The organism is Streptomyces sp. NPDC035033 (assembly GCF_040636735.1).
In the GTDB taxonomy this organism is placed as follows: Bacteria; Actinomycetota; Actinomycetes; order Streptomycetales; family Streptomycetaceae; genus Streptomyces.
The window spans coordinates 1-21,223 of sequence record NZ_JBEZUZ010000110.1 but is presented as its reverse complement, the minus strand read 5'-3'; the positions used below and the strand labels follow the sequence as shown (position 1 = coordinate 21,223).

Annotated in this window: 15 protein-coding genes; 9 read left to right on the top strand and 6 right to left on the bottom strand. The window is 75.1% G+C overall.

The genetic code is table 11. The annotated features are described in order from the left end of the window. Positions 1-249 precede the first annotated feature (249 nt). Entirely contained in the window at positions 250-996 is a 747-nt protein-coding gene (locus AB0E83_RS30955; protein WP_362119247.1) for a DUF6585 family protein, read from the bottom strand. A 158-nt stretch (positions 997-1,154) separates the two neighbouring features. On the opposite strand from AB0E83_RS30955, the gene AB0E83_RS30950 reads away from it, so the two are divergent. Together AB0E83_RS30950 and AB0E83_RS30945 are read left to right on the top strand one after the other, a co-directional pair. After that, positions 1,155-2,630, top strand: coding sequence for a PQQ-binding-like beta-propeller repeat protein (locus tag AB0E83_RS30950; RefSeq protein WP_362119244.1), 1,476 nt, complete (start codon positions 1,155-1,157; stop codon positions 2,628-2,630). Positions 2,631-2,756: 126 nt separating this feature from the next. Next, entirely contained in the window at positions 2,757-3,788 is a 1,032-nt protein-coding gene (locus AB0E83_RS30945; protein WP_362119241.1) for a LacI family DNA-binding transcriptional regulator, read from the top strand. Between the two features lie 54 nt (positions 3,789-3,842). On the opposite strand, the gene AB0E83_RS30940 is transcribed toward AB0E83_RS30945, so the two are convergent. Beyond that, positions 3,843-6,641, bottom strand: a complete 2,799-nt coding sequence (locus tag AB0E83_RS30940) for a glycosyl hydrolase (RefSeq protein WP_362119238.1) — start codon at positions 6,639-6,641, stop codon at positions 3,843-3,845. Positions 6,642-7,023: 382 nt separating this feature from the next. On the opposite strand from AB0E83_RS30940, the gene AB0E83_RS30935 reads away from it, so the two are divergent. The 4 genes from AB0E83_RS30935 to AB0E83_RS30920 all read left to right on the top strand — a co-directional run bounded on the left by AB0E83_RS30935 (position 7,024) and on the right by AB0E83_RS30920 (position 12,163). Continuing rightward, positions 7,024-8,328: an extracellular solute-binding protein gene (locus AB0E83_RS30935; RefSeq protein ID WP_362119235.1), complete on the top strand. Its 1,305-nt coding sequence runs from the start codon at positions 7,024-7,026 to the stop codon at positions 8,326-8,328. A gap of 520 nt (positions 8,329-8,848) precedes the next feature. Beyond that, positions 8,849-9,796: a sugar ABC transporter permease gene (locus tag AB0E83_RS30930; RefSeq protein WP_362119232.1), complete on the top strand. Its 948-nt coding sequence runs from the start codon at positions 8,849-8,851 to the stop codon at positions 9,794-9,796. Beyond that, positions 9,793-10,707 carry a carbohydrate ABC transporter permease gene (locus AB0E83_RS30925; RefSeq protein ID WP_362119229.1) on the top strand — a complete coding sequence of 305 codons (915 nt, stop codon included), beginning with the start codon at positions 9,793-9,795 and terminating at the stop codon, positions 10,705-10,707. Before AB0E83_RS30930 ends, AB0E83_RS30925 begins: the two co-directional genes overlap by 4 nt. 55 nt (positions 10,708-10,762) lie before the next feature. Next, positions 10,763-12,163 carry a GH1 family beta-glucosidase gene (locus AB0E83_RS30920; RefSeq protein WP_362119226.1) on the top strand — a complete coding sequence of 467 codons (1,401 nt, stop codon included), beginning with the start codon at positions 10,763-10,765 and terminating at the stop codon, positions 12,161-12,163. Positions 12,164-12,179: 16 nt separating this feature from the next. Here the strand turns inward: AB0E83_RS30920 and helR are convergent, their stop codons facing one another. Together helR and AB0E83_RS30910 are read right to left on the bottom strand one after the other, a co-directional pair. Beyond that, a complete protein-coding gene (gene helR, locus AB0E83_RS30915) occupies positions 12,180-14,339 on the bottom strand; it encodes an RNA polymerase recycling motor ATPase HelR (RefSeq protein WP_362119249.1) in 2,160 nt (719 codons plus the stop codon). Positions 14,340-14,483: 144 nt separating this feature from the next. After that, positions 14,484-14,765, bottom strand: a complete 282-nt coding sequence (locus tag AB0E83_RS30910; protein WP_362119223.1) for a hypothetical protein — start codon at positions 14,763-14,765, stop codon at positions 14,484-14,486. A gap of 204 nt (positions 14,766-14,969) precedes the next feature. Here AB0E83_RS30910 and AB0E83_RS30905 point away from each other — a divergent pair, with 204 nt between their 5' ends. After that, complete coding sequence (locus tag AB0E83_RS30905) at positions 14,970-15,635, top strand: GPP34 family phosphoprotein (protein ID WP_362119220.1); 666 nt, start codon at positions 14,970-14,972, stop codon at positions 15,633-15,635. Between the two features lie 15 nt (positions 15,636-15,650). On the opposite strand, the gene AB0E83_RS30900 is transcribed toward AB0E83_RS30905, so the two are convergent. Then, positions 15,651-16,247: an HD domain-containing protein gene (locus AB0E83_RS30900; RefSeq protein ID WP_362119217.1), complete on the bottom strand. Its 597-nt coding sequence runs from the start codon at positions 16,245-16,247 to the stop codon at positions 15,651-15,653. 215 nt (positions 16,248-16,462) lie between these two features. Here AB0E83_RS30900 and AB0E83_RS30895 point away from each other — a divergent pair, with 215 nt between their 5' ends. Beyond that, a complete protein-coding gene (locus AB0E83_RS30895) occupies positions 16,463-18,043 on the top strand; it encodes a phosphodiester glycosidase family protein (protein ID WP_362119214.1) in 1,581 nt (526 codons plus the stop codon). 136 nt (positions 18,044-18,179) lie between these two features. Beyond that, entirely contained in the window at positions 18,180-20,171 is a 1,992-nt protein-coding gene (locus AB0E83_RS30890) for a SpoIIE family protein phosphatase (RefSeq protein WP_362119211.1), read from the top strand. Positions 20,172-20,178: 7 nt separating this feature from the next. On the opposite strand, the gene AB0E83_RS30885 is transcribed toward AB0E83_RS30890, so the two are convergent. Beyond that, the gene (locus AB0E83_RS30885; protein ID WP_362119208.1) at positions 20,179-21,015 is read right to left on the bottom strand and encodes a hypothetical protein; all 837 of its coding nucleotides are present in this window, start codon (positions 21,013-21,015) and stop codon (positions 20,179-20,181) included. Positions 21,016-21,223: the final 208 nt, after the last annotated feature.

The window sequence follows — 21,223 nt, the reverse complement described above, 5'->3', positions numbered from 1 at the left end:
GAACAGGTCGAGGTCGTGCGGTCCCTTGCGGCCCAGGACGCGGGCGGAGGGGGCGATCCCGGCGCAGTTCACGGCGAGCCGCAGCTCGGCGCCGTGACGCGGGAGGGCGACGCAGCCGCTGACGAGGAAGGCGGCGAGCAGCGGCAGCACGGTGCGGCGGACGTTCATGGCGATCACGCTGCCGCACGCGGACGGCGGCGGGGAACCGGTACGGGCCGCGACCACCGCCACGGGTGAACGACCGCCTCGTCAGCGGGGGCGCGGGCCGGGGCCGGCGGCGCGGAGGGTCTCCGTGAGGGCGAGGAGCAGGGAGACGTCGGGGGTGCGGCGGACGGAGGCGACGACGAGGGGCTTCCGGTGGCCCTCGACCCGGACGGTGAGGGTGCCGTCCTCGATCTCGACCCCGCTGATCAGGTGCCAGGGGGCGGAGGCGCGGCCGGAGCCGAGTCCGGTGGCGGTGAGCCACACGGCGCCGAACCCGATCCGCTCGCCGGCGTCCAGGCGGGCGAGGACGCCGGGCAGCCGGGCGAGGACGGCGTCGTGGCGCAGCAGCGGGCCCCAGACGTCGCCGCCGGTGAAGGCGCCGCCGACGACGAGGCGGCGGCCCTCGGTGTCGGTGAGGCCGAAGGAGTACGCGACCGGGAGGCTCCGGCCGTGCCGGGTGCGGCGGACCGTGCGGTCGAGCACCGTCGTGTCGGCGTACCGGACCACCCGGATCCGGCCCCCGAGGTGGACGACGAGCCCCCTCTCGTACTGCTCCAGGCGCGCGTCGCCGGTGCGGGCGCCGAAGGCCGGGTGGCCGAGGAGCGGGCCGGCGCAGAGGACGAGGAGGCCGGGGAGGACCGCGAGCGCCTCGTGGCCGGTGGCGAGGCAGGCCGCGACGGCGGCGGCGAGGACGGCCGCGACCCCGAGGGCGCCGCGGCTCCGCGTGGGGGCGGACGACGCGTGCCCGCCGCGGTGCGCGCCGAGCCCCTCCCGTTCCGCCGCTTCCCTCATCAGCCGTTCGTGGCCGTCCCGTTCGGCACCCGCCCGCACCATCGCCTCCCCCGGTCCCCGTGTCGGTGTCGTCGGTCCGCGTCGCTATGCTACGGGCGAAGCAGAACTTCGTTCTAGAAAAACTTCCGCACCGCCGGTGGCCCACAGGGGGAGTCCCGATGTCGTACGCACCGCCGCCGTGGCCCCCGGCGGGACGCCGCTCCCGGCGCGACCTCGGCCTGACCGCGCTCGCCGTCGGCCTGGCGCTGCTGGTCGTCGCGGTGGCGGGGGCCGGTTGGTACGGGTACGGGACCGACCGCGCGCGTCCCGCGACCGCCCGGGAGACCACCGCGCCGCCCTCCGGGACGCCTTCCGCCCGTCCCGCCCTCCCCACCCTCGCGCCGGACCGCGTGCCCGGCGCCCGGGAGCTCGCCGCCGCCCGCCGCCCCGGCGAGGCCACCGCCTGGATCGCCGACGACCGCACCGACCTGCCCCGGCGCAACATCCGCGTGGACGGCCCCTGGATCGTCGGCGACACCGTCGTCCAGGCCCTGTACCGCGAGGTCACCGCCTACCGCCTCTCGGACGGCGCCGAGGTCTGGAACCTGACCCTGCCCACCCCGGTCTGCGAGGTGCCGGACAACCCGACGCCGGACGGCCGGATCGTCCTCGTCCTCGCGACCAGCGGCGCGCAACGGGGCGCGCACTGCGACCGGTTCCAGATGATCGACCTGCGGACCGGGAAGGCGGGATGGAAGAAGGAGCTGCTGCGGGACCCGGACCGGGAGACCCCCGCCCTCCTCGTCGACACCGCGATCAGCGGGGACACCCTCGCGGTCGCCGAGGGCATGGAGGCCGCCGCGTTCCGCGTCTCCGACGGGACCCGGCTCTTCGACATCCCGACCGAGAACCCGGGCCGCTGCTACCCCGACAGCGTCGCCGGCGGCGGCCGGCTCCTCGTCGGCGCCGTCTGCGCGCTCGGCGTCGACCGGCGCAAGGGGTACGCCCAGCTCCGCGAACTCGACCCGCGCACCGGCGCGGTGCGCTGGCGCCACCGGACGCCGGCCGGCCGGAAGGTGGAGCGGGTGGTCTCCGTCGACCCGGTGGTGTACACGCAGATCGACAACGAGCGGCTCACCCAGGACTGGCGGATCGTCGCCCTCGGTCCCCGCGGCGAGCTCCGCCGCACCATCGACCCCCGCCCCAAGGGCTTCACGCACTGCTCCGACATCGGCATCGGCGCCGGCCTCCAGCCGTGCCCGGGCATCCTCGTCGCCCACGGACTGGTCCACGTCGGCGGAACCGACCGGGTCGGGGCCTACGACCTCGCGACCGGGGCACTCGTCTGGGGCGTCCGGGACGACGAGTACAAGATCCTGACGCCGGTCGGCTCGCCCTCCGCCTCCGGGACCGTCGTGTACGAATCGGCCACGTCGACCCGGCCCGGCCGGACGTTCCTCCTCGGGCGGGCCGGCGCCGGCAGGGAGAAGGTGCTGATGGGCCATCCGGCGGCGGCGGCCGCGGCCGAGTACACCACGCGCGGGGGGCGCGTCCTCCACGTCGGCGGCCGGATCCTCGCGATGCCCTCGCACGTCAGCGGCGAGGACGCGCGGCGCCAGCCCCGGATGGTCTCGTTCGCCCCCGCGCGCGACTGAACCCGGACGACTCCAGAGAGCGCTCTCAGACCCGTCATCGGTACGGATATCCTGACCCCGCAACATCACGCGGTCCGTCCGGGCAGCCGCCCGCTCCCCGGACCGGAGCAGATGAAGGGGGCCGACGTGGCCGAGCAGACGACGGGGGCCCGTCCCACCCTGGAGGCCGTCGCGGCCCGCGCCGGCGTGTCGCGGGCCACGGTCTCCCGGGTCGTCAACGGCGGCGCGGGGGTGCGCCCGCCGCTGGTCGACAAGGTGCGGCGGGCGGTCGAGGAGCTCGGGTACGTGCCGAACCTCGCGGCCCGCACCCTGGTCACCCGGCGCAACGGCGCCGTGGCCGTGGTCATCGCGGAGCCGGAGTTCCGGATCTTCTCCGACCCCTTCTTCCAGGAGCAGGTGCGCGGCATCAGCCGCGAACTCACCGCCCACGACTCGCAGTTGGTCCTGCTCTGGGTGGAGGGGCCGGGTGACCACGACCGGATCGCCCGCTATCTCGGCGGCGGCCACGTCGACGGCGCCCTCGCCTTCTCCCTCCACGACGAGGACGAGCTGGCGGCGGTGCTGCGCCGGGCGAAGATCCCGACGGTGCTCGGCGGGCGGCCGACGGACGGGATCGGCCCGGAGCTGCCGTACGTGGACTGCGACAACCGCGGCGGGGCGCGCGAGGCCGTCCGGCTCCTCGTCGACCGGGGCTGCCGGGCCGTCGCGCACCTCGCCGGACCGCGCGACCAGACCTCGGCGGCGGACCGCGCCGACGGCTGGCGGGACGCGCTCGGGGACCCGGATCCGGCCCTGCTGGGCCACGGGGACTTCACGGCGGAGAGCGGCGCCCGGGCGATGGCCGAGGTCCTCGACCGGTGTCCCGGGGTGGACGGGGTGTTCGCCGCCAACGACCTGATGGCCTCGGGCGCCCTGCGGGTGCTGCGGGAGCGGGGGCTGCGGGTGCCGGAGGACGTGGCGGTGGTCGGGTTCGACGACGTGGCGTCGATCGCCGAGCGGACGGACCCGCCGCTGACGACGGTCCGGCAGGACATCGAGGGCATGGGCCGGCTGATGGTCCGGCTGCTCATGCGCCGGATGAACGACTTCGGGTCCGGGGCACCGGCCCCGGACCCGCTGATCACGCCGACGACGCTGGTGCGCCGGGCCTCGGCGTGAGGCCCGGCGCACCCGCCGGCCGTACCGTCCCCGTCAGTCGTAGGGGATGACGGGTCAGTCGTAGGGGATGACGAGCACGGAGTCCGCCGTGCCGGTCCGGACGGTGGACGGGCCGTTGCCGATGGCGCTCCACAGCTCCAGGCGGACGGTGCCGCCGCGCAGGTCGCCGAGGGTGCCGGTGGCGGACTTCAGGCCGCGGGTCTGGTCGTAGCGCTCCCAGCCGGGCACCGGGTCGGTGGCGAAGTAGTGGTAGGTCTCGACGCGTTCGAAGGTGCCGTCGCCGGTCAGGTCGTAGCTGACCCGGGCCTGCTGGCCGAGGCCGACGGTGGTGCCGGCGTCGACCGCGAGGCGGAAGGCGGTGGCGGCGCCCGGGACGAGGGTGCCGGTGACGTTGCGCGCCTCGTGGACGAGCGGCTGGTGCGGGGTGCCGTCGTGGTTGGCGCCGCCGGCGGAGGCGATGGTGGCGCTGCCGGCGGTGGTGTCGGTGGCGGTGGTCAGCGTGCCGCCGGAGGCGAGCCGGAAGGTGTCGCCGGTGCCCGGCCCGGGGCAGGCGGGTCCGCCGGGCTGACCGCAGGGGATGGCGCCGGTGCCCTTGCCGGTGGCGGTGGAACGGGCCGGTACCGCCAGGGACTTGCCGTCGGAGAAGGTGACGGTGATCGGCTCGGAGCCGAAGTTGTGGGCGGCGTAGGTGCGTTCGGTTCCCTTCAGGAAGACGGCGGAGGCCGGGACGGAGCCGGTGACGCTCGCGTCGGGGGCTCCGAGCGCGTCCAGGGTGGTCAGCCAGTGGTAGGTGTGGGCGCGGGACTCGCCGGCCTCCGGGGTGTAGTTGCCGCCGGTGGCGTCGAAGCGGGACTTGGCGCGGGCCGGTTCGGCGAGCGACTCGAACTCCCAGAGGATGTCGCGCCATTCGACGGCCGGGCCGCCGTTCTCCCGTTCCATCTCGGCGAGGTTGCGCCGGATGGCGCCCGGGTAGCCGCCCATGTGCAGCGAGCCGCCGGCGGTCACGGGGAGGGTGTTGATGCCGTGGATCTCCTCCGGGTTGGCGGTCCACCAGGTGGAGTAGGCGCCGCCGCTGCCCCAGACCATGCCGACGGTGTCGTGGGTGAAGGAGCCGGGGAAGACCTGCTGGTCGGCGTCGAACCAGTACTGGCCGATGGCGTCGGACTCGGTGGCCAGGAGGTAGCTGCCGAGGTCGCGCAGGCCGGTGTCGCCGGTGGCGGAGCCCCACAGGACGAGCGCGGCGCTCAGGTTGGTGGACTCGGAGGACGACTCCTGGTTGTTGCCGGCGGCGAAGCCGGAGTGGCCGGAGGCCCAGCTGTGTCCGGCGTAGACGTCGAAGCCGCGCAGGAACGGGAAGGCCGTGTCGGTGCGGCTGGGGTTGGCGACGTCCCGGACGAGGGTCTTCACCATGCCGCCCCAGGCGGAGTCGGCGGCCCAGGCCCGGTCGTACTGGGCGACGATCGCGGCGGCGTACACGTAGTAGCCGTAGTGGAAGTGGTGGTCGTTGAGCTCGGTGTCGCTGCCGTAGGAGGCCGGGTAGCCGGTGAGGGTCTTCCAGGTGCGGTCGTACGAGAACTCGTTGGCGCCGCCGACGGTGAACCAGTCCTGGAGGCGGCCCTTGAGCAGGCCGAGGAGCCGGTCGCGCAGGGCGGTGTCGCCGAGCTGCTCGGCGAGCGGGACGAGCTGGGCGAGCCGGCCGAGCGCCTTGCCGGTCCAGTACGTGTCGGTGGCGCCGGAGAACGGGTCGGCGGCGTTCACCACCTCGTTCAGGTACCCGCGCAGCCGGGCCTGGTCGACGGCGCCGGTGGCGGGCAGCCCGGGAAGGACGGCGGCCTGCTTGCGGCTGGTGGTGAAGGAGCGGCCCTCGCGGACCTTCATGGTGCCGCGCGGCGAGACGTAGGTGTACGGGGTGAGGGGGTCGGCGGAGTTCAGCCACTGGTGGCGGTAGAGGGCCTGGAGGGTGCCGGTCTCGGTGCCCTCCTTCGCCTCGGTGGTGAGGGTGTACGTGGCGTCCACCCGGCCGCCGGTGGCCGACCAGGTGACGCGGGAGCCGGTGACGAAGCTGTAGGCGTAGCGCCGGTAGGTCGCGAGGGCGTCGGTGGAGGGGAGGACGGCGACGGAGAAGTAGTCCTTGCCGCCGAGGCCGGCGGTGAGGGTGGTGCCGGAGACGTTCCAGTCGGTGCCGGCGGGGGCGAAGAGGGCGTAGTGGTGTCCGGCGACGGTGATGCCGAGGACGTTGCCCTGGTCGGCGAAGACGGCGGGCGCGGAAGCGGTGGTGATCCGGGCGTCGCCGCCGGTGCCCTTGGCGTACACGAAGGGCAGGCCGTGGCCGATGGTGGTGCGCAGGGTGCGGGCGCCGTCGGACCAGAGGGGGGTGACGGTCCAGTCGGACCAGTCGTCGGCCTTGGCGTCGGGCGAGTTGAGGCCGGTGAGGCCGAGGGTGAGGTCGGCCTTGTGGGGGAACTCGTACTGGCGGCCGTCGCCGACGATCGCGGGCGTGGTGGGGTAGCCGATCTCCAGGCCGCCGGCGACGGCCTGGTAGGTGAGCGGATGCCCGTACATGGGGGTCGAGTACGGGTTGTCGCCGTAGCGCTGGAAGGCGAGCGAGGACCACCAGTCGTTGGTGGGCACGGGCCGGCCCTGGGCGGCGGCGGTCACCTTGGGGGCGACCGGGGTCCCGGTGTTGGTGGTGGGGCCGGAGGTCCCGGCGGGGCGGGTGTCGGAGTAACCGCCCGCGCCCACGGGGACGGTGGCGGCGGAGGCGGGGCCGGCGGCGGCCGGTACGAGACCGGCGGCCGCCAGGGCGGCGGTGAGGACCAGCGACGCGGCCGGTCGGGAGCGGGGAGCTGACACGTACAGCACCTCGTTGGCTCGATGGGGGGTGAAGGGCTCGTTCACGATGCTCTGAGAGCGCTCTCAAGCAGTGCGCAACGTAAAACTCCCGAAACCTGGCCGTCAAGAGAGCGGACCGGAGTGGGAGTTGGAGCGGCGCCCTCGTAAGCGGGCTTCGATTCCGAGCCGTTATGTCTTCGAGTCTTGACGGGGGACGGCGAGTCGGGGCACGCTCCAGACCGTTCTTGAGAGCGCTCTCAGAACGCTCTCGGGCCGTCCGGAACCCCCGGCGCAGCCCGCCTCTTTCCGCTTTCCGCTTTCCCCTCCCCCTGCTCCTTCTTTCTCTTCTTCTCTTCCTTCCCTTCCTTCCCTCCGACCCGCCCGACGCCAAGGGAGCCCGTCCATGCCCATCACCAGAGCCGCCACCCAGGCCGCCCTCCGCCTCGGAGCGGTCGCGCTCGCCGGTTCCCTGCTCGCCGCCTGCGGATCCGGCTCCTCCGGCACCACCGCCGACAAGGCGGACGGCAAGGTCACGATCACCGTCGACCTCTTCGGCTCCTTCGGCTACAAGGAGGCCGGGCTCTACGCCGAGTACGAGAAGCTCCACCCCGGCGTCACCATCAAGCAGACCGACACCGAGGACGAGGCCGACTACTGGAAGTCGCTCCAGACCCGGCTCGCCGGCGGGGGCGGCCTCGCCGACGTGCAGGGCATCGAGGTCGGCCGGATCGCCTCCGTCACCCAGCAGCAGGCCGACCGTTTCGAGGACCTGCGGAAGTACGGCGCCGACGGGCTCAAGAGCCAGTTCGCCGACGCCAAGTGGGCCGCCGCCACCGGCAAGAACGGCGAGGTGCTGGGCCTCGGCACCGACGTCGGTCCCGAGGCGATGTGCTACCGCACCGACCTCTTCGAGCAGGCCGGCCTCCCCACCGACCGCACCGAGCTGGCCAAGCGCTGGTCCACCTGGGACGGCTACCTGGAGCTCGGCAAGCAGTACAAGGCCAAGGCCCCCGGCAAGAGCGCCTGGCTGGACAGCGTCGGCAGCCTCTTCTCGATCATGATCGGGCAGGAGAAGGAGCGCTTCTACGACGCCTCCGGGGCCCTGATCTGGGAGACCAACCCCGCCCTGAAGGCCGCCTGGGACGCCTCCGTCGAGGCGAGCGACGCCGGCCTCAGCGCCAAGCTCGACCAGTGGTCCCCGCAGTGGAACCAGGCCTTCGCCGCCGGCTCCTTCGCCACCATCCCCTGCCCCGCGTGGATGCTCGGCTACATCAAGGGCCAGGCCGGCGAGACCGGCAAGGGCAAGTGGGACGTCGCCGCACTGCCCGGCGGCGCCGGCAACTGGGGCGGCTCCTACCTGGCGGTGCCGCGCGCCGCCGAGAACAAGAAGGAGGCGTACGAGCTGATCAAGTGGCTCACCGCCCCCGAGCAGCAGGCCAAGGTCTTCGCCAAGCAGGGCAACTTCCCCTCCTCGACCGGCGCGATCGCCGAGGTCGCGGACACCGAGGACCCCTACTTCAACGGCGCGCCCATCGGGAAGATCTTCGGTGACGCGGCCAAGGCGGCCCCGGTGCAGGTCCTCGGCGTGCACGACCAGAACATCAGCCAGCAGATCACCAACGCGCTGAGCGAGGTCGAGCGCAAGGGCCTCGCCCCCGAGAAGGCCTGGGAGAACGCGAAGAAGGGCGTCGCGAACACGCTCGGCTGAGCCGGGCCCTTCCGCGTCCGGGCGGCCTCCGGGGCCGGGTCCCTTTCCCCGGGCCCTCCGGGGTCGGGGTCCCTTTCCCCGGGGCCTCCCGGCACTCCCGGAACCAGGCCCGGCCCCGGGCCGGGCGCTTTCCCGGGGCCGGGCTCCTTCCGCCCCTCCGGACACCCGCCGGGGCCAGGCCCTGTCCCGGGCGGCACCCGGGCTCCCGCCCGAAGCCCGACACCTCCCGGGCACCCGCCCGGGAGATCCGGGCCCGACGGCCGGACGCTCACCCGGGCCACCGGCTCGCCCGGTCACCCGGACGGTCGGATCACCCGGCCGCTCGGCTCCGGCCGGGGCACGGACACCGGCCGAAGCCTCCCGGCCCCGGCCCCCGGCCCCCGGCCCCCGGCCGATCAGCCGGCCGGGGCGGCTCCCCCCGCCCCGGCCGCTCCCTTCTTTCCTCCCTCCCTTCCTCCCTGCCCCCGCCCCTCCCCTCCCCTCCCTCCTCCGTGACCGCCGTCTCCCGAAGGGCCGCACCGTGACCCTCACCGCACCGGCGAAAGCCGTCGCCGTCCCCCGCCCGCCGGTCCTCCGGCGGGTGTGGCGGGCGGTCTCCCCGTACACGTACGTCGCGCCGTTCTTCTCCCTCTTCGCCGCCTTCGGCCTCTTCCCGCTCGTCTACACGGCGTACGTCTCGCTCCACCGGGTCGAGCTCCAGGACCCCGGCGCCATGGAGTGGCGCGGGCTCGGCAACTACACCGCCCTGTTCGGCGACGAGTTCTTCTGGACCGCGCTGCGCAACACCTTCACCATCGGGGTGCTGTCCACCGTGCCGCAGCTGGTGATGGCGCTCGCCCTGGCGCACCTGCTCAACCACCGGCTGCGCGGCCGGACGTTCCTGCGGACGGCGATGCTGCTGCCGTACGCCACCTCCGTCGCCGCCGCGACCCTGGTCTTCGCCCAGCTCTTCGGCCGTGACTTCGGGCTCTTCAACTACGTCCTCGGCCTCGTCGGCTTCGGTCCGGTCGACTGGCAGTCGGGCACCCTCACCTCCCAGATCGCGGTCTCCACGATCGTCGTCTGGCGGTGGACCGGCTACAACGCGCTCATCTACCTGGCCGGCATGCAGTCCATCCCCTCGGAGCTGTACGAGGCGGCCGAGATGGACGGGGCCTCCCGGTGGCGGCAGTTCTTCCACGTGACGCTGCCGGGGCTGCGGCCCACGATCCTGTTCACGGTCGTGGTCTCCACGATCGGCGCCACCCAGCTCTTCGGCGAGCCGCTGCTCTTCGAGGGCTCCATGTCGGGCGGCATCTCGCACCAGTACCAGACCCTCGGCCTCTACATGTACGAGCAGGGCTGGGGCTTCTTCCACCTGGGCCGGGCCGCCGCGATCGCCTGGGTGATGTTCCTGCTGATCCTGGTGCTGGTCGGGGTCAACGCCCTGATCGCGCGCCGCCGTTCCCGCAAGGAGGCCGGCCGATGACCGCGCTCGCCGACCCGCCCGCCGCGCCGCCCGCCCCGGCCGTCTCCCCCGCCCGCCGGACGCCCGGCCGCCGGCGCCGGTCGGGCGCCGGCCGGACCCTGAAGGCCGGGCCGGTCGCGTACGCCGTGCTGATCCTGGCGGTGCTCGTCTCGGCCTTCCCCTTCTACTGGACGATCGTCGCGGCCAGCCGCACCAACGCCGACCTGGCCAAGGTGCCGCCGTCGCTGGTGCCGGGCCCGCACCTGATCCGGAACTTCGAGGCGGTCCTCGCCGAGGCGGACATCGGCAAGGCGCTGCTCAACTCGCTGATCGTGTCCGGCTCGATCACCGTGGGCACGGTGCTGTGCTGCACGCTCGCCGGGTTCGCCTTCGCCAAGCTCCGCTTCCGGGGCCGGGGCGCGCTGCTCGCGGTGACGGTGGGGACGATGATGATCCCGCCGCAGCTCGGCGTCATCCCGCTCTTCATGCTGATCGCGGAGCTCCAGTGGGTGAACCAGCTCCAGTCGGTGATCCTGCCGGGCCTGGTCTCCGCCTTCGGCGTCTTCTTCATGCGCCAGTATTTGGTGCAGTCGCTGCCCGACGAGCTGATCGAGGCGGCCCGGGTGGACGGCGCCTCCACGGCCCGGATCTTCTGGTCGATCGTGGTGCCGATCGCCCGTCCCGGCATGGCCGTCCTCGGCCTGCTCACCTTCATGGCCGCGTGGAACGACTTCTTCTGGCCGATCGTGGCGCTCTCCTCGCAGGAGCCGACCGTCCAGGTGGCGCTCCGCCAGCTCGGCGGCGGCTACGTCCACGACCAGTCGGTGATCATGGCGGGCACCCTGCTCGGCACCCTGCCCGTCCTGCTGGTCTTCGGCCTGCTCGGCCGCCAGATCGTCGGCGGCATCATGCAGGGCGCGGTCAAGGGCTGAGCCCCCGCCCCCCTTTCCTCCCTCCTCCCCTCCTTCCCTCTGGAGTTGCCTCCTCATGACCGCTGTCGACGCACGCCCCGAGTCCACCGCGACGCTCCGCTTCCCGGAGGGCTTCCGCTGGGGCACCGCCACCGCCGCGTACCAGATCGAGGGCGCGGCCGCGGAGGACGGCCGGACGCCGTCCATCTGGGACACCTTCAGCCGGACGCCGGGCAAGGTCCGCAACGGCGACACCGGCGACATCGCCGCCGACCACTACCACCGGGTCCGCGAGGACGTGGCGCTGATGCGCGAGCTGGGGGTGACGGACTACCGGTTCTCGGTGGCGTGGCCGCGCGTCCAGCCGACCGGCCGGGGGCCGGCGCTCCAGAAGGGCCTCGACTTCTACCGGCGGCTCTGCGACGAGCTGCGGGAGGCGGGCATCCGGCCGGTGGCGACGCTGTACCACTGGGACCTGCCGCAGGAGCTGGAGGACGCGGGCGGCTGGCCGCGCCGGGAGACCGCCGCGCGGTTCGCCGAGTACGCGGGGATCACGGCGGCCGCGCTCGGCGACCGGGTGGCGACCTGGACGACGCTGAACGAGCCGTGGTGCGCCGCCTTCCTCGGGTACGGCAACGGGGTGCACGCGCCGGGGCGGACCAGCGACGCGGACGCGCTGCGCGCCGCCCACCACCTGAACCTGGCGCACGGCCTCGCGGTGGGCGCGCTGCGGGAGGCGCTGCCGGCCGGGTCCGAGGTGTCGCTGACGCTCAACCTGCACGTGGTGCGGGCGCTGACGGAGTCGGCGGAGGACCGGGACGCGGCGCGCCGGATCGACGCGGTGGCGAACCGGATCTTCCTGGACCCGGTCTTCCGGGGCCGGCTGCCGGAGGACCTGGTGGCGGACACGGCCCGGGTGACGGACTGGGGGTTCGTCCGGGACGGGGACCTGGCGGCGATCGCGGCGCCGATCGACTCGCTGGGCCTGAACTACTACTCCCCCACGGTGGTCGCCGCGGGGACGTCGGAGTCGCCGTCCCCGTGGGCGGGCGCGGAGCGGCACGTGCGGTTCCTGCCGGCGCCGGGGCCCCGGACGGCGATGGACTGGCCGGTGGACGCGGACGGGCTCCACGAGCTGCTGACGCGGCTGCGCGACGAGCTGCCCGGCGTCCCGCTGGTGATCACCGAGAACGGGGCGGCGTACGACGACTACGCGGACCCGTCCGGCCGGGTGCGCGACCCGGAGCGGGTCGCGTACCTGCACGGGCACCTGGCGGCGGTGCGCCGGGCGATCGAGGACGGGGCGGACGTGCGGGGCTACTTCCTCTGGTCACTCCTGGACAACTTCGAGTGGGCGTTCGGGTACAGCAAGCGGTTCGGGATCGTGCACGTGGACTTCGCGAGCCAGCGGCGGACGCTCAAGGACAGTGCCCGCTGGTACGCGGACGTGATCGCGCGGGGCGGGCTGCCGTCCTGAGCGTCCGGGCCCGCCGTCAAGGGGTGGTGAGGACGACGAGCCGCTGGGTGGCGCGGGTCATCGCCACGTAGCGGTCCACCGCCCCCTCGATGCCCTCGCCGTACTCCCGCGGGTCGAGGAGGACGACGAGGTCGAACTCCAGGCCCTTGGAGAGGCTCGGGGTGAGCGCCCTGACCCGGGGGCGGTCGCCGAGCTCGGGGAGGCGGCCCTCGGCGGCGATGACGCAGGCGACGCCGTCGGCGTCCCCGGCGAGCCAGTCGTCGAGGACGGTGTCGAGTTCGGCGGTGGTGCCGTGGTGGACGGGGATGCCGGAGGCGCGGACCGAGGTCGGCACGTTGGCGTCCGGGAGGGCGGCGCGGATGACCGGTTCGGCCTCGGTCATGACCTCCTCCGGGGTGCGGTAGTTGATGCTGAGCGACGCCGTCTCGACGCGGTCGAGGCCGATCCGCTCCAGGCGCTCGCGCCAGCTCTCGGTGAAGCCGTGGCGGGCCTGGGCGCGGTCGCCGACGATGGTGAAGCTGCGCGAGGGGCAGCGGGCGATCAGCATCTGCCACTCGGCGTCGGTGAGCTCCTGCGCCTCGTCGACGACGACGTGCGCGAAGGGGCCGGCCAGCGGGTCGCCGGCGGCGGTGGGCAGGCCGCTCTCGTCGACGAGGCTGTCCTGGAGGTCCTTGCCGAGGAGCATGGTGACGGCGCCCTCGCCGTCGTCGTCGGAGCGCACGATGGTGTCGATGACGCCGGCCATCCGCTCCTTGCGGGCGGCGAGGGTCGCCTTCTCGCGGCGCTTGCGGGCGCTGGACCGGGGGTCGCCGAGCCGCTGCCGGGCCGCGTCGAGGAACGGCAGGTCGGACTCGGTCCACGCCTGGGCGTCGGCCCGCTGGAGGAGGCGCACCTCGTCCCGGTCCAGCCAGGGGGCGCACAGGCGCAGGTAGGCGGGGACGGTCCACAGGTCGCCGACGAGGTCGGTGGGCTCCAGCATGGGCCAGGCCCGGTCGAGGGCGGAGACCAGCTCCCGGTCGTGCCGCAGGGCCCGCTCGAAGAGGACCTCCGGGACCTCGTCCCCGGCCTTCTCCCTCAGCAGGGTGACGAGCTCCTCCCAGATCAGTTCGCGGGCCTCGTTGTGGGGGGTGGAGGGGCCGGGCGCGTCGAAGGCCTCGGCCCAGTCGTCGGCGGTGACGGTCAGGTCGCCCCAGTCGGTGGTGACGCGGATCTCCTCGGCGGGGGGCTCCTCGTAGAAGCGGACGGCCTTCTCGATGCCCCGGACCAGCGGGGCGGAGGACTTGAGGCGGGCCACCTCGGGGTCCTTCTCGGGGCGGGCGTCCGCCCCCTCGGGGACGAGGTCGCGGACGGTGCAGGTGCGCACGCCCTCCTCGCCGAGACTGGGCAGCACGTCGGAGACGTACGCGAGGTAGGGCTGGTGGGGGCCGACGAAGAGGACGCCGCCGCGGCGGTGGCCGAGCCGGGGGTCGGAGTAGAGGAGGTAGGCGGCCCGGTGGAGGGCGACGACGGTCTTGCCGGTGCCGGGGCCGCCGTCGACGACGAGGGCGCCTCGCGAGCCCGCGCGGACGATGGCGTCCTGGTCGGCCTGGATGGTGGAGAGCACGTCGCGCATCCGCTCGGAGCGGTGGGTGCCGAGGCTGGCGATGAACGCGGACTGGTCGTCGAGGGCCGCGTGCTCGTCGAGGCCGGCCTCGGTGAAGACCTCGTCCCAGTAGTCGGTGATCCGGCCGCCGTTCCAGCGGTAGCGGCGACGGCTGGCCAGGCCCATCGGGTGGGCGTGGGTGGCGGCGAAGAAGGGCTCGGCGGCGGGTGAGCGCCAGTCGACGAGCAGCCGGTTCCCCTCGTCGTCGGTGAGGCCGAGCCGTCCGATGTAGAGGGGTTCGGAGCCGTCGGCGGAGACGATCCTGCCGAGGCAGAGGTCGAGGCCGAAGCGGCGCAGGGCGCGCAGCCGGCCGGAGAGGCGGTGCACCTCCAGGTCGCGCTCCATCGCCTCGCGGCCCACGCCGCCGGGGGCGCGGAGGGCCTCGTCGAGGCGCTCGGAGAGTTCGGCGACGGCCAGGTCGAGGCTCTCGGCGACGGCGGCGAAGTGCTTCTCGTCGTCGGCGATCAGCGCCGGGTCGGCCTTGGCGGCGAGACGGTCGGGAAGCTCGAAGGGGCCGGTGGTCCGCAGAGGCATGGGCACGCGCGCATCTCGTTTCAGCAGGTGGCGGGGTAGGTGTGCGATTGTGCGGCACGTGGGGGGCCTTGCCGCAAGGCCCCCCTTGCGCTATACCTTGAACATGGCGGGAGGTGTTCCCGCCTTTTTCGTGCCCCGGGCCCGTCAGCGGGTGTCGCCGGTCCAGTCGAAGTGCGCCGGGTCGCCCGCCCGCGGGCCGTACACCGCCTTTCCTCCCGCGCCGTAGCGCCCCAGCTCCGTCTCCAGGACGGCGCCCGCGCGTATCTCCTCGCCGGTCCAGTCGGTCACGTCGAGCAGCAGCCCGTCGAGCGGGCCGCCGACCAGTTCGGCGTAGGCGCGCCCGGGGCGCGGTCCGGGGTGCGGGTCGTCGTGGTCCTGGCCGTAGACCCGGCCCCGCAGCAGCTCCTCGTCACGGTCCCCGCCCATGCCGCCGTCCTTCCCCCTGTCTCCGGGACTGTCGTTCCGCCTGTCCATGGCCCCAGCGTGCCAGCCCCCACTGACAACGGCCCGCCGAGCGGTCCCGTCCGGGCGCCCCCCCGGGGCGGTCCGGGGAACCGGACGGTCCGTCAGACCGTCCTCACGGGAGAGAGCCGCCGGCCCCGTCCGGCCCCACCACCAGGAAGGACGTCGATGACGGTCACGCTCGCCGAGGAGATCACGCTGCTGTCGCTGGACGACGGGTCGGGGGAGGCGAAGGACCGGCAGGCCGCCGCGTGGGCGGTCGCGGGCGGGATCCTGCTGGACCTCGCGCTCGCCGGGCGGGTGTCGGTCGCCGACGGGCGGCTGGCCGTCGTGGACGGGAGCCCCACCGGGGAGCCCCTGCTGGACGAGCGGCTGGCGCTGGTCGCGGCCTGGGCGGAGCGCCGGGGCAGGGCGCCGAAGGTCACCGAGTGGCTGACGAAGGACCAGGCGAAGGCGCCGGCCGCGGCGGTCGCGCGCCTCTGCGAGCGGGGCCTGGTCGTGGAGGAGAGGCGCCGGGTCCTGGGGCTGTTCCCGGTGCGGCGCTATCCGGAGGCGGACGGCTCGGTGGAGCGGGAGCTGCGGGGGCGGCTGCGGGCCGCGGTGCTGGACGGCGCCGCGCCGGACGAGCGGACGGCCGGGCTGATCGCCCTGGTGCACGGGGCGAAACTGCACCGGCTCGCCTTCCCCGGGGAGCCGCGCAAGGAGGTCGCCGCGCGGATGGAGGAGATCGCGGCGGGCCGGTGGGCGGCCGAGGACGTGCGGACGGCGATCCGGGAGATGTGGGCGGCGATGACCGCGGTGACGGTGGCCACGATCGTCGCGGCCACCGGCTGAGGGCGGCGGGGGCGCTCAGGTCACCGCGTGGCCGTACGCGGCGGCCAGGGCGTCCAGTTCGGGGTCGCCGTACAGGCGGCGCAGGGAGCGGAAGACGCTGACCTTCTCCGGGCCGAAGCGGCCGATCCTCGTCTCGAAGCTGTCCGGGGAGACGAAGCGCGGCGGGGTGCTCTTGCTGTGGAACTTGTCGGCGTACATGACCATCCGCTCCTCCGGCGTGACCGGCACGTAGTCGGCGGGCGGGATGGGCAGGTCCTGGGCGAGGACGTCCTCCTGGGTGAGGCCGACGCCGGTGTGGCAGGAGCAGAAGCGGCACAGGCCCTCGGGCAGGCCCTCCTCCGCGAGCAGGGCGTGGCCGAGGACGCCGTGGGTGACGTACGAGGCGCCGTCGATCCGCCCGGCGGCGTCGTAGAGCCGGTAGACGCCGATGTCGTGCAGCAGGCAGCCGGCGCGGACCAGGTCCGGGTCGACGTCCGCGCCGGAGCGGGAGATCACCTGGTCGGCGATGGCGGCCACGATCTCGCAGTGGGTGAAGACGAGTTCGAAGGCGGCGTCGCTGGGGGCGTGCTTCCGGTGCAGTGCCCGGATGTCGTCGTACGAGGGGATCTCCACACCGCAAGGATAGCGGGGCGGTCCGCCGCCCCCGCGGGTACGCCGGGCGGGTGACATCCGGAGGCCGTGCCCACCGGCGCGGCGGCGGCCGGGGACAGTAGGGGCGGGTCCTCCGCGGCTCGCCGCCCGGTGCCTGACCCTCCGTCACTGTCCGTGGGGCAGCGGCCGGTTGCCCTTCCAGCCCCTCTTCCCGTCCCGTCGACGGAAGGACTTCCTTGCAGCGCAGGTTCCGTTCCCTCGTGGTGGCCGCGGCGGTCCTGTCGGCCGCTTCCGCGCCCCTCGCCGAGGCCCGTCCGGCCGGCCCCTCCGCCGAGGCCCCCCACCCCGTGCACGGCGCCGCCCGCGTCACCGGCACGCCGGCGCCGGGCGTGACGCTCACCTCGCTCGCGTACGGGCGGCGGGACGCCGACGACGTGTGGACCGTCCAGGTCGGCCTGCCGGACCGCCCCGGCGGGCCGCTCGCCGGGGCGCCGCTGGCCCTCGGCCCGCGCGACACCGCGCTGGACGTGGCGGAGGAGCTGCGCGCGCGGGGCTTCGAGCCGCGCGTCGAGGCCGTCACCGCCCCGGCGTACGCCGACCGGCGGGCGGGGGTGCTCGGCTGGACGGTGCGGGCCGGGCGGTACGCGGAGGAGGCCGGGGCGGCGGCGCTCGCCGACCGGCTGCGGGCGGCCGGGTTCACCGCCCGCACCCGGTACACGGCGCAGGACGGGGCCGACGACGGCGCGCCGCAGCACGTGCACGTCCTGCGGGTCGACCTGGACGCGTTCGGGGGCCGCCTGGCGGCGGACCACGGGCCCACCCTCCACGGCACCGAGAAGCTGACCGGCCTGATCGGCGCCGCGGGGGCCCTCGCCGGCGTCAACGGCCAGTGGTTCTACGACAGCGCGCCCGGCGGCCTGTACGTGAGGGACGGCAGGCTCCTCGGCTCCGCCACCCAGGGCCGGGCCGGCCTCCGGATGGAGGACGGCGGGCGCTCCTTCTCCGTCGACACCTTCACGGCGGAGGTCACCGTCACGGCGGGCGGCGAGACGGTGGAGGTCGACGGGGTGAACCGGCTTCCCGGCCGGATCTGGAACTGCGGCGGGGTGGGCGGCGACCTGCCGACGCAGCGGCCCCTGCACGACGTCGCCTGCACCGACCCCAGCGAGCTGGTCCGGTTCACGCCCGAGTGGGGCGCGCCCCCGTCCGGTCCCGGCGCGGAGGCCGTGCTCGACGGCCGGGGCCGGGTGGCGGCCGTCCGCGCCGAGCGCGGCGCGCCCGTCCCGCCCGGCGGCTCGACGCTCCAGGCCATCGGCGACGGCGCCGACTGGCTGCTGCGGACGGTACGGCCGGGGGCCTCGCTCGTCTTCGAGGAGCGGGTGCGGGACGGCCGGGGCCGCCCGGTCGCGCTCGGGCCCGGCACGACGATCCTCCAGGTGGGCCCGGCCCTGGTGCGGGACGGCCGGGTGGCGGTGAACGCGGTGGCCGACGGCATCGTCCGCGAGGGTCCCGACCAGTCGTTCACCTACGACTGGACGGTCCGCGCCAACCCCCGCTCCATGATCGGCGTGGACGACCGGGGCCGGCTGATGCTGGTCGTCGCCGACGGCCGCCGGCCCGGCGTCAGCGAGGGCCTGGGCATCGACGGCGCCGCCCGGCTGATGCGGGCCCTCGGCGCCCGGGAGGCGCTGAACCTCGACGGCGGCGGGTCGAGCGTCCTCGCGACCGCGGCCGGTGTCGTCAACCGTCCCTCCGACGCGGCGGGCGAGCGCGCCCTCGGCACCGGTCTGCTCCTCCTTCCCCCGCGTCCCCGCTGACCAGGGCGGAAGGGGGGCGCCGGCCGGGCCGGCGGAGGGAGGACGGCGGCGGAACGGGGGCGTGGTGACGGGCGGAGGGCGCCCGGAGCGGTCAGACTGGGCCTGGACCGGGTGTCGACCGCTGGCAGGTGTGCACATGTTCGAGGACGTTCCCTCCGCACTCGACGGCGCCGTCCTCGACACGGTGTTCCGCCAGTCCGAGGTCGGCCTGCACGTGCTCGACCGGGAGCTGCGGCTCGTCCGGGTCACCGGGGCGGCGCTCGCGATGCGGGACGTCGACGAGGAGACCCTGATCGGGCGGCCGGCGGTGGAGGTGTACCGGACCTTCGGCATCGACGTGAAGGAGCAGGTGCTCCGCGAGGTCCTCGACGGCGGCCCGCCGCTGCGGGACGTCCTCGTGCCGGGCCGGCCGCCGCACGAAGCGGACCGCGAGCACGTCTACTCGGTCTCGGTGTACCCGCTGCCCGCGCCGGGCCCGGACGGCGCGCAGCGGCCGTCCCCCGGGCTCGTCGCCACCGTCATGGACGTCACCGAGCGGATCCGCGCCCAGCAGCGGCTCGGGCTGCTGTACGAGGCCCGCGAGCGGATCGGGCGGACCCTGAACGTGGAGCGGACCGCCCAGGAGCTGGTCGGGGTGACCGTGCCGGGCTTCGCGGGGTCGGTCGTGGTCGCCCTGACCGACGCCGTGCTGCGCGGCAAGCCGCCGGAGCTGCGCCGGTCCGGCGAGACCCCGCTGCTGCGCTGCGCGGCCGTGGGGAGCTCCGGCGACGCCGGCACGGACGAGCCGCTGCCGGGGCCGGGGACGGTGCTGCTGCCGGGGCTGTTCGGCGAGCGGCTGCCCGGCGAGCCGGAGCTCGTCCACGAGGACGGGGAGGTGCGGCTGGTGGCGCCGCTCGCGGTGCGGGGGCAGCTGCTGGGGGCCGTGGCCTTCCGCCGGCCGCCCGGGGCCGACCCGTACACCGAGGACGACCTCGCGCTCGTCGAGGGGGTGACCGCGCACACGGCGACCTGCCTGGAGAACGCGCTCCGCTTCACCCGCGAGCACATCGTGATGACGGCCCTCCAGTCCTGGCCGCTGCGCCCCGAGGGCGAGACCCGGCACGCGGTCGAGGTCGCCCAGCGGCACCGGCCGGGCGGTACGGGGGCGGGCTCCTGGTTCGACGTCATCCCGCTGCCCGGCGCCCGGGTGGCGCTGGTGGTCGGCCAGGTGGAGCGGCCGGGGCTGAGCGCGGTGGCCACGATGGGCCTGCTGCGGACCGCCGTGTACAGCCTGGCGACGCTCGACCTCGCCCCGCACGAACTGCTGGCGCGGCTGCACACGGTGACCCGGCGGCTCGCCCGGGAGCAGGCGCACGACCACGGGGCGGAGGAGCCGGCCGCGAGCTGCACGATCGCCGTCCACGACCCGGTGACCGGGCGGCTGGAGCTCGCCCGGGCGGGCTCCTCGCTGTGCGCCGCCGTCCGTCCGGACGGCTCGCTCGACACCGACCTCGTGGAGGAGGGGCCGCTGCTGGGCGGGGACGGGCCGCCCTTCGCCTGCTCCTCCCGCCTCCTGCCGGAGGGCACCACCCTGTGTCTGGCCTCGTCCGCGCCCGCCGGCGGGGACCCGCCGCGGGCGCGGGTGGCGGAGGCGCTCGCCCACCCCGGCCGCGGGCCGCACCCCATGGCCGACGACCTGGCGGCGCTGCTGGCCCCGGAGCGGGTGCTGCTGGTGGCGCGGACGCTGCGGCTGCCCGCCGGGGACATGGCCGAGTGGGAGGTGCCGCGCGAGCTGTCGGCGGTGGCTCCGGTCCGGCACGCGGCCGAGGAGCGGGTCCGGCGGTGGGCCCTCGGCGTCGACCCGCTCACCGTCGAACTGGTCGTCAGCGAACTGGTCACCAACGCGGTCCGGCACGGCGCCCCGCCCGTCTCCCTCCGGCTGCTGCGGGGCGAGTCCGCGCTCACCGTGGAGGTCCGCGACGGCGCGCCGACCGCCCCGTACCTGCGGCACGCGAAGGCGGGGGACGAGGGCGGGCGCGGCCTGCACATCTGCGCGTCGCTGGCGGACGCGTGGGGCGTCCGGTACGAGTCGGACGGCAAGACCGTGTGGGCGGAGATCGCCCTGGAGGCGGCCGCTCCCCCGGCCTGAGGCGGGGTCAGGCGGGGCCGTAGGGCCGGGGGACGAGCGGGCCCCCGGCGTGGGGGGCGAGGGCGAGCCCGAAGCCGTGGTTGGCCGCGACGGCCCGGATGTGGTCGGCGGAGAGCGAGCCGTGCCGTTCGAGGACAAGCGCGGGCAGGCCGGAGCGGGTGTGTCCGGCGGTGCGGTGGAAGGACAGGACGCTGACGGAGGTCGGCCGGTGGAAGGGGTGGCGCCGGCGGGCGGCCTCCTCGTCGGCGTGGGCGAGGATCCGGACCCCGGGTTCGGCGCCGAACTCGCCGGCGAGGCCGTCGGCCCGCCAGTGCGCGGGTTCCTGGTCACGGCCGGTGAGGTGGCGGGAGCGCTTGGCGGAGGTGACGGCGAGGAAGTCGCCGCCGGTGAGTCCGAGCGCCGCGCCGAGGAAGGCGTGCGAGGGGCAGCGGGTGCCGGGGGCGACGACCTGGACGGTGCGGACGCCCCCGTCGTCGGCGGTGAGCGGGTCGGGCACGCGCGCGGAGGCCGGGCCGCGCAGGCCGACGGGCCCGAGGGCGAGCAGTTCCTCCGCCAGGGACCGGACCTGCTGCCAGGGCACGCCCTCCGGGAGCCGGGTCCAGTCGAAGGCCGACGGGATGCGCTCCGGGACGGTGAGGAGGCCGGCGGTCCGTCCGGCCGGGCGGCCCTTGAGCCGGTTCACGCGCTCGACGGCGTCCCGGTCGGGCCGGGAGGTCAGCGCGTAGACGTTGCCGAAGCCGTGCGCGACGACCTGTCCTCCGGCGAGCGCCGCGGCCGCTTCGCGTACGTCCTCCGGGTTGTCGAGCACCAGGGTCCTCACCGCCGTGGCCTGTCGAACGCTCACGGGAACCACCTCCGCGTCTTCGCCGTGTGATCGTTTTACGCGTGCAACGACCCAGTGCTCCCGGGGTCACCCGAACCGGCCCCGGGGGCGGTGGGGGAGGGGCGGGGGGGGGGGGGTGTAGTTTTCTGTGGGGGCGTGGGGGCGGGGGATGCGGGCCCGCCGTGCCCCCCGCCCCCGCGCGACCCCCGTATCGGAACCGCGCTCTCGC

Bases quoted from the DNA above. Each gene is read 5' to 3' on its own strand.
- helR (WP_362119249.1), bottom strand. From the start codon at position 14,339: ATGCCTCTGCGGACCACCGGCCCCTTCGAGCTTCCCGACCGTCTCGCC.
- AB0E83_RS30935 (WP_362119235.1), top strand. From the start codon at position 7,024: ATGCCCATCACCAGAGCCGCCACCCAGGCCGCCCTCCGCCTCGGAGCG.
- AB0E83_RS30950 (WP_362119244.1), top strand. From the start codon at position 1,155: ATGTCGTACGCACCGCCGCCGTGGCCCCCGGCGGGACGCCGCTCCCGG.
- AB0E83_RS30910 (WP_362119223.1), bottom strand. From the start codon at position 14,765: ATGGGCGGGGACCGTGACGAGGAGCTGCTGCGGGGCCGGGTCTACGGC.
- AB0E83_RS30905 (WP_362119220.1), top strand. From the start codon at position 14,970: ATGACGGTCACGCTCGCCGAGGAGATCACGCTGCTGTCGCTGGACGAC.
- AB0E83_RS30925 (WP_362119229.1), top strand. From the start codon at position 9,793: ATGACCGCGCTCGCCGACCCGCCCGCCGCGCCGCCCGCCCCGGCCGTC.
- AB0E83_RS30920 (WP_362119226.1), top strand. From the start codon at position 10,763: ATGACCGCTGTCGACGCACGCCCCGAGTCCACCGCGACGCTCCGCTTC.
- AB0E83_RS30890 (WP_362119211.1), top strand. From the start codon at position 18,180: ATGTTCGAGGACGTTCCCTCCGCACTCGACGGCGCCGTCCTCGACACG.
- AB0E83_RS30955 (WP_362119247.1), bottom strand. From the start codon at position 996: ATGAGGGAAGCGGCGGAACGGGAGGGGCTCGGCGCGCACCGCGGCGGG.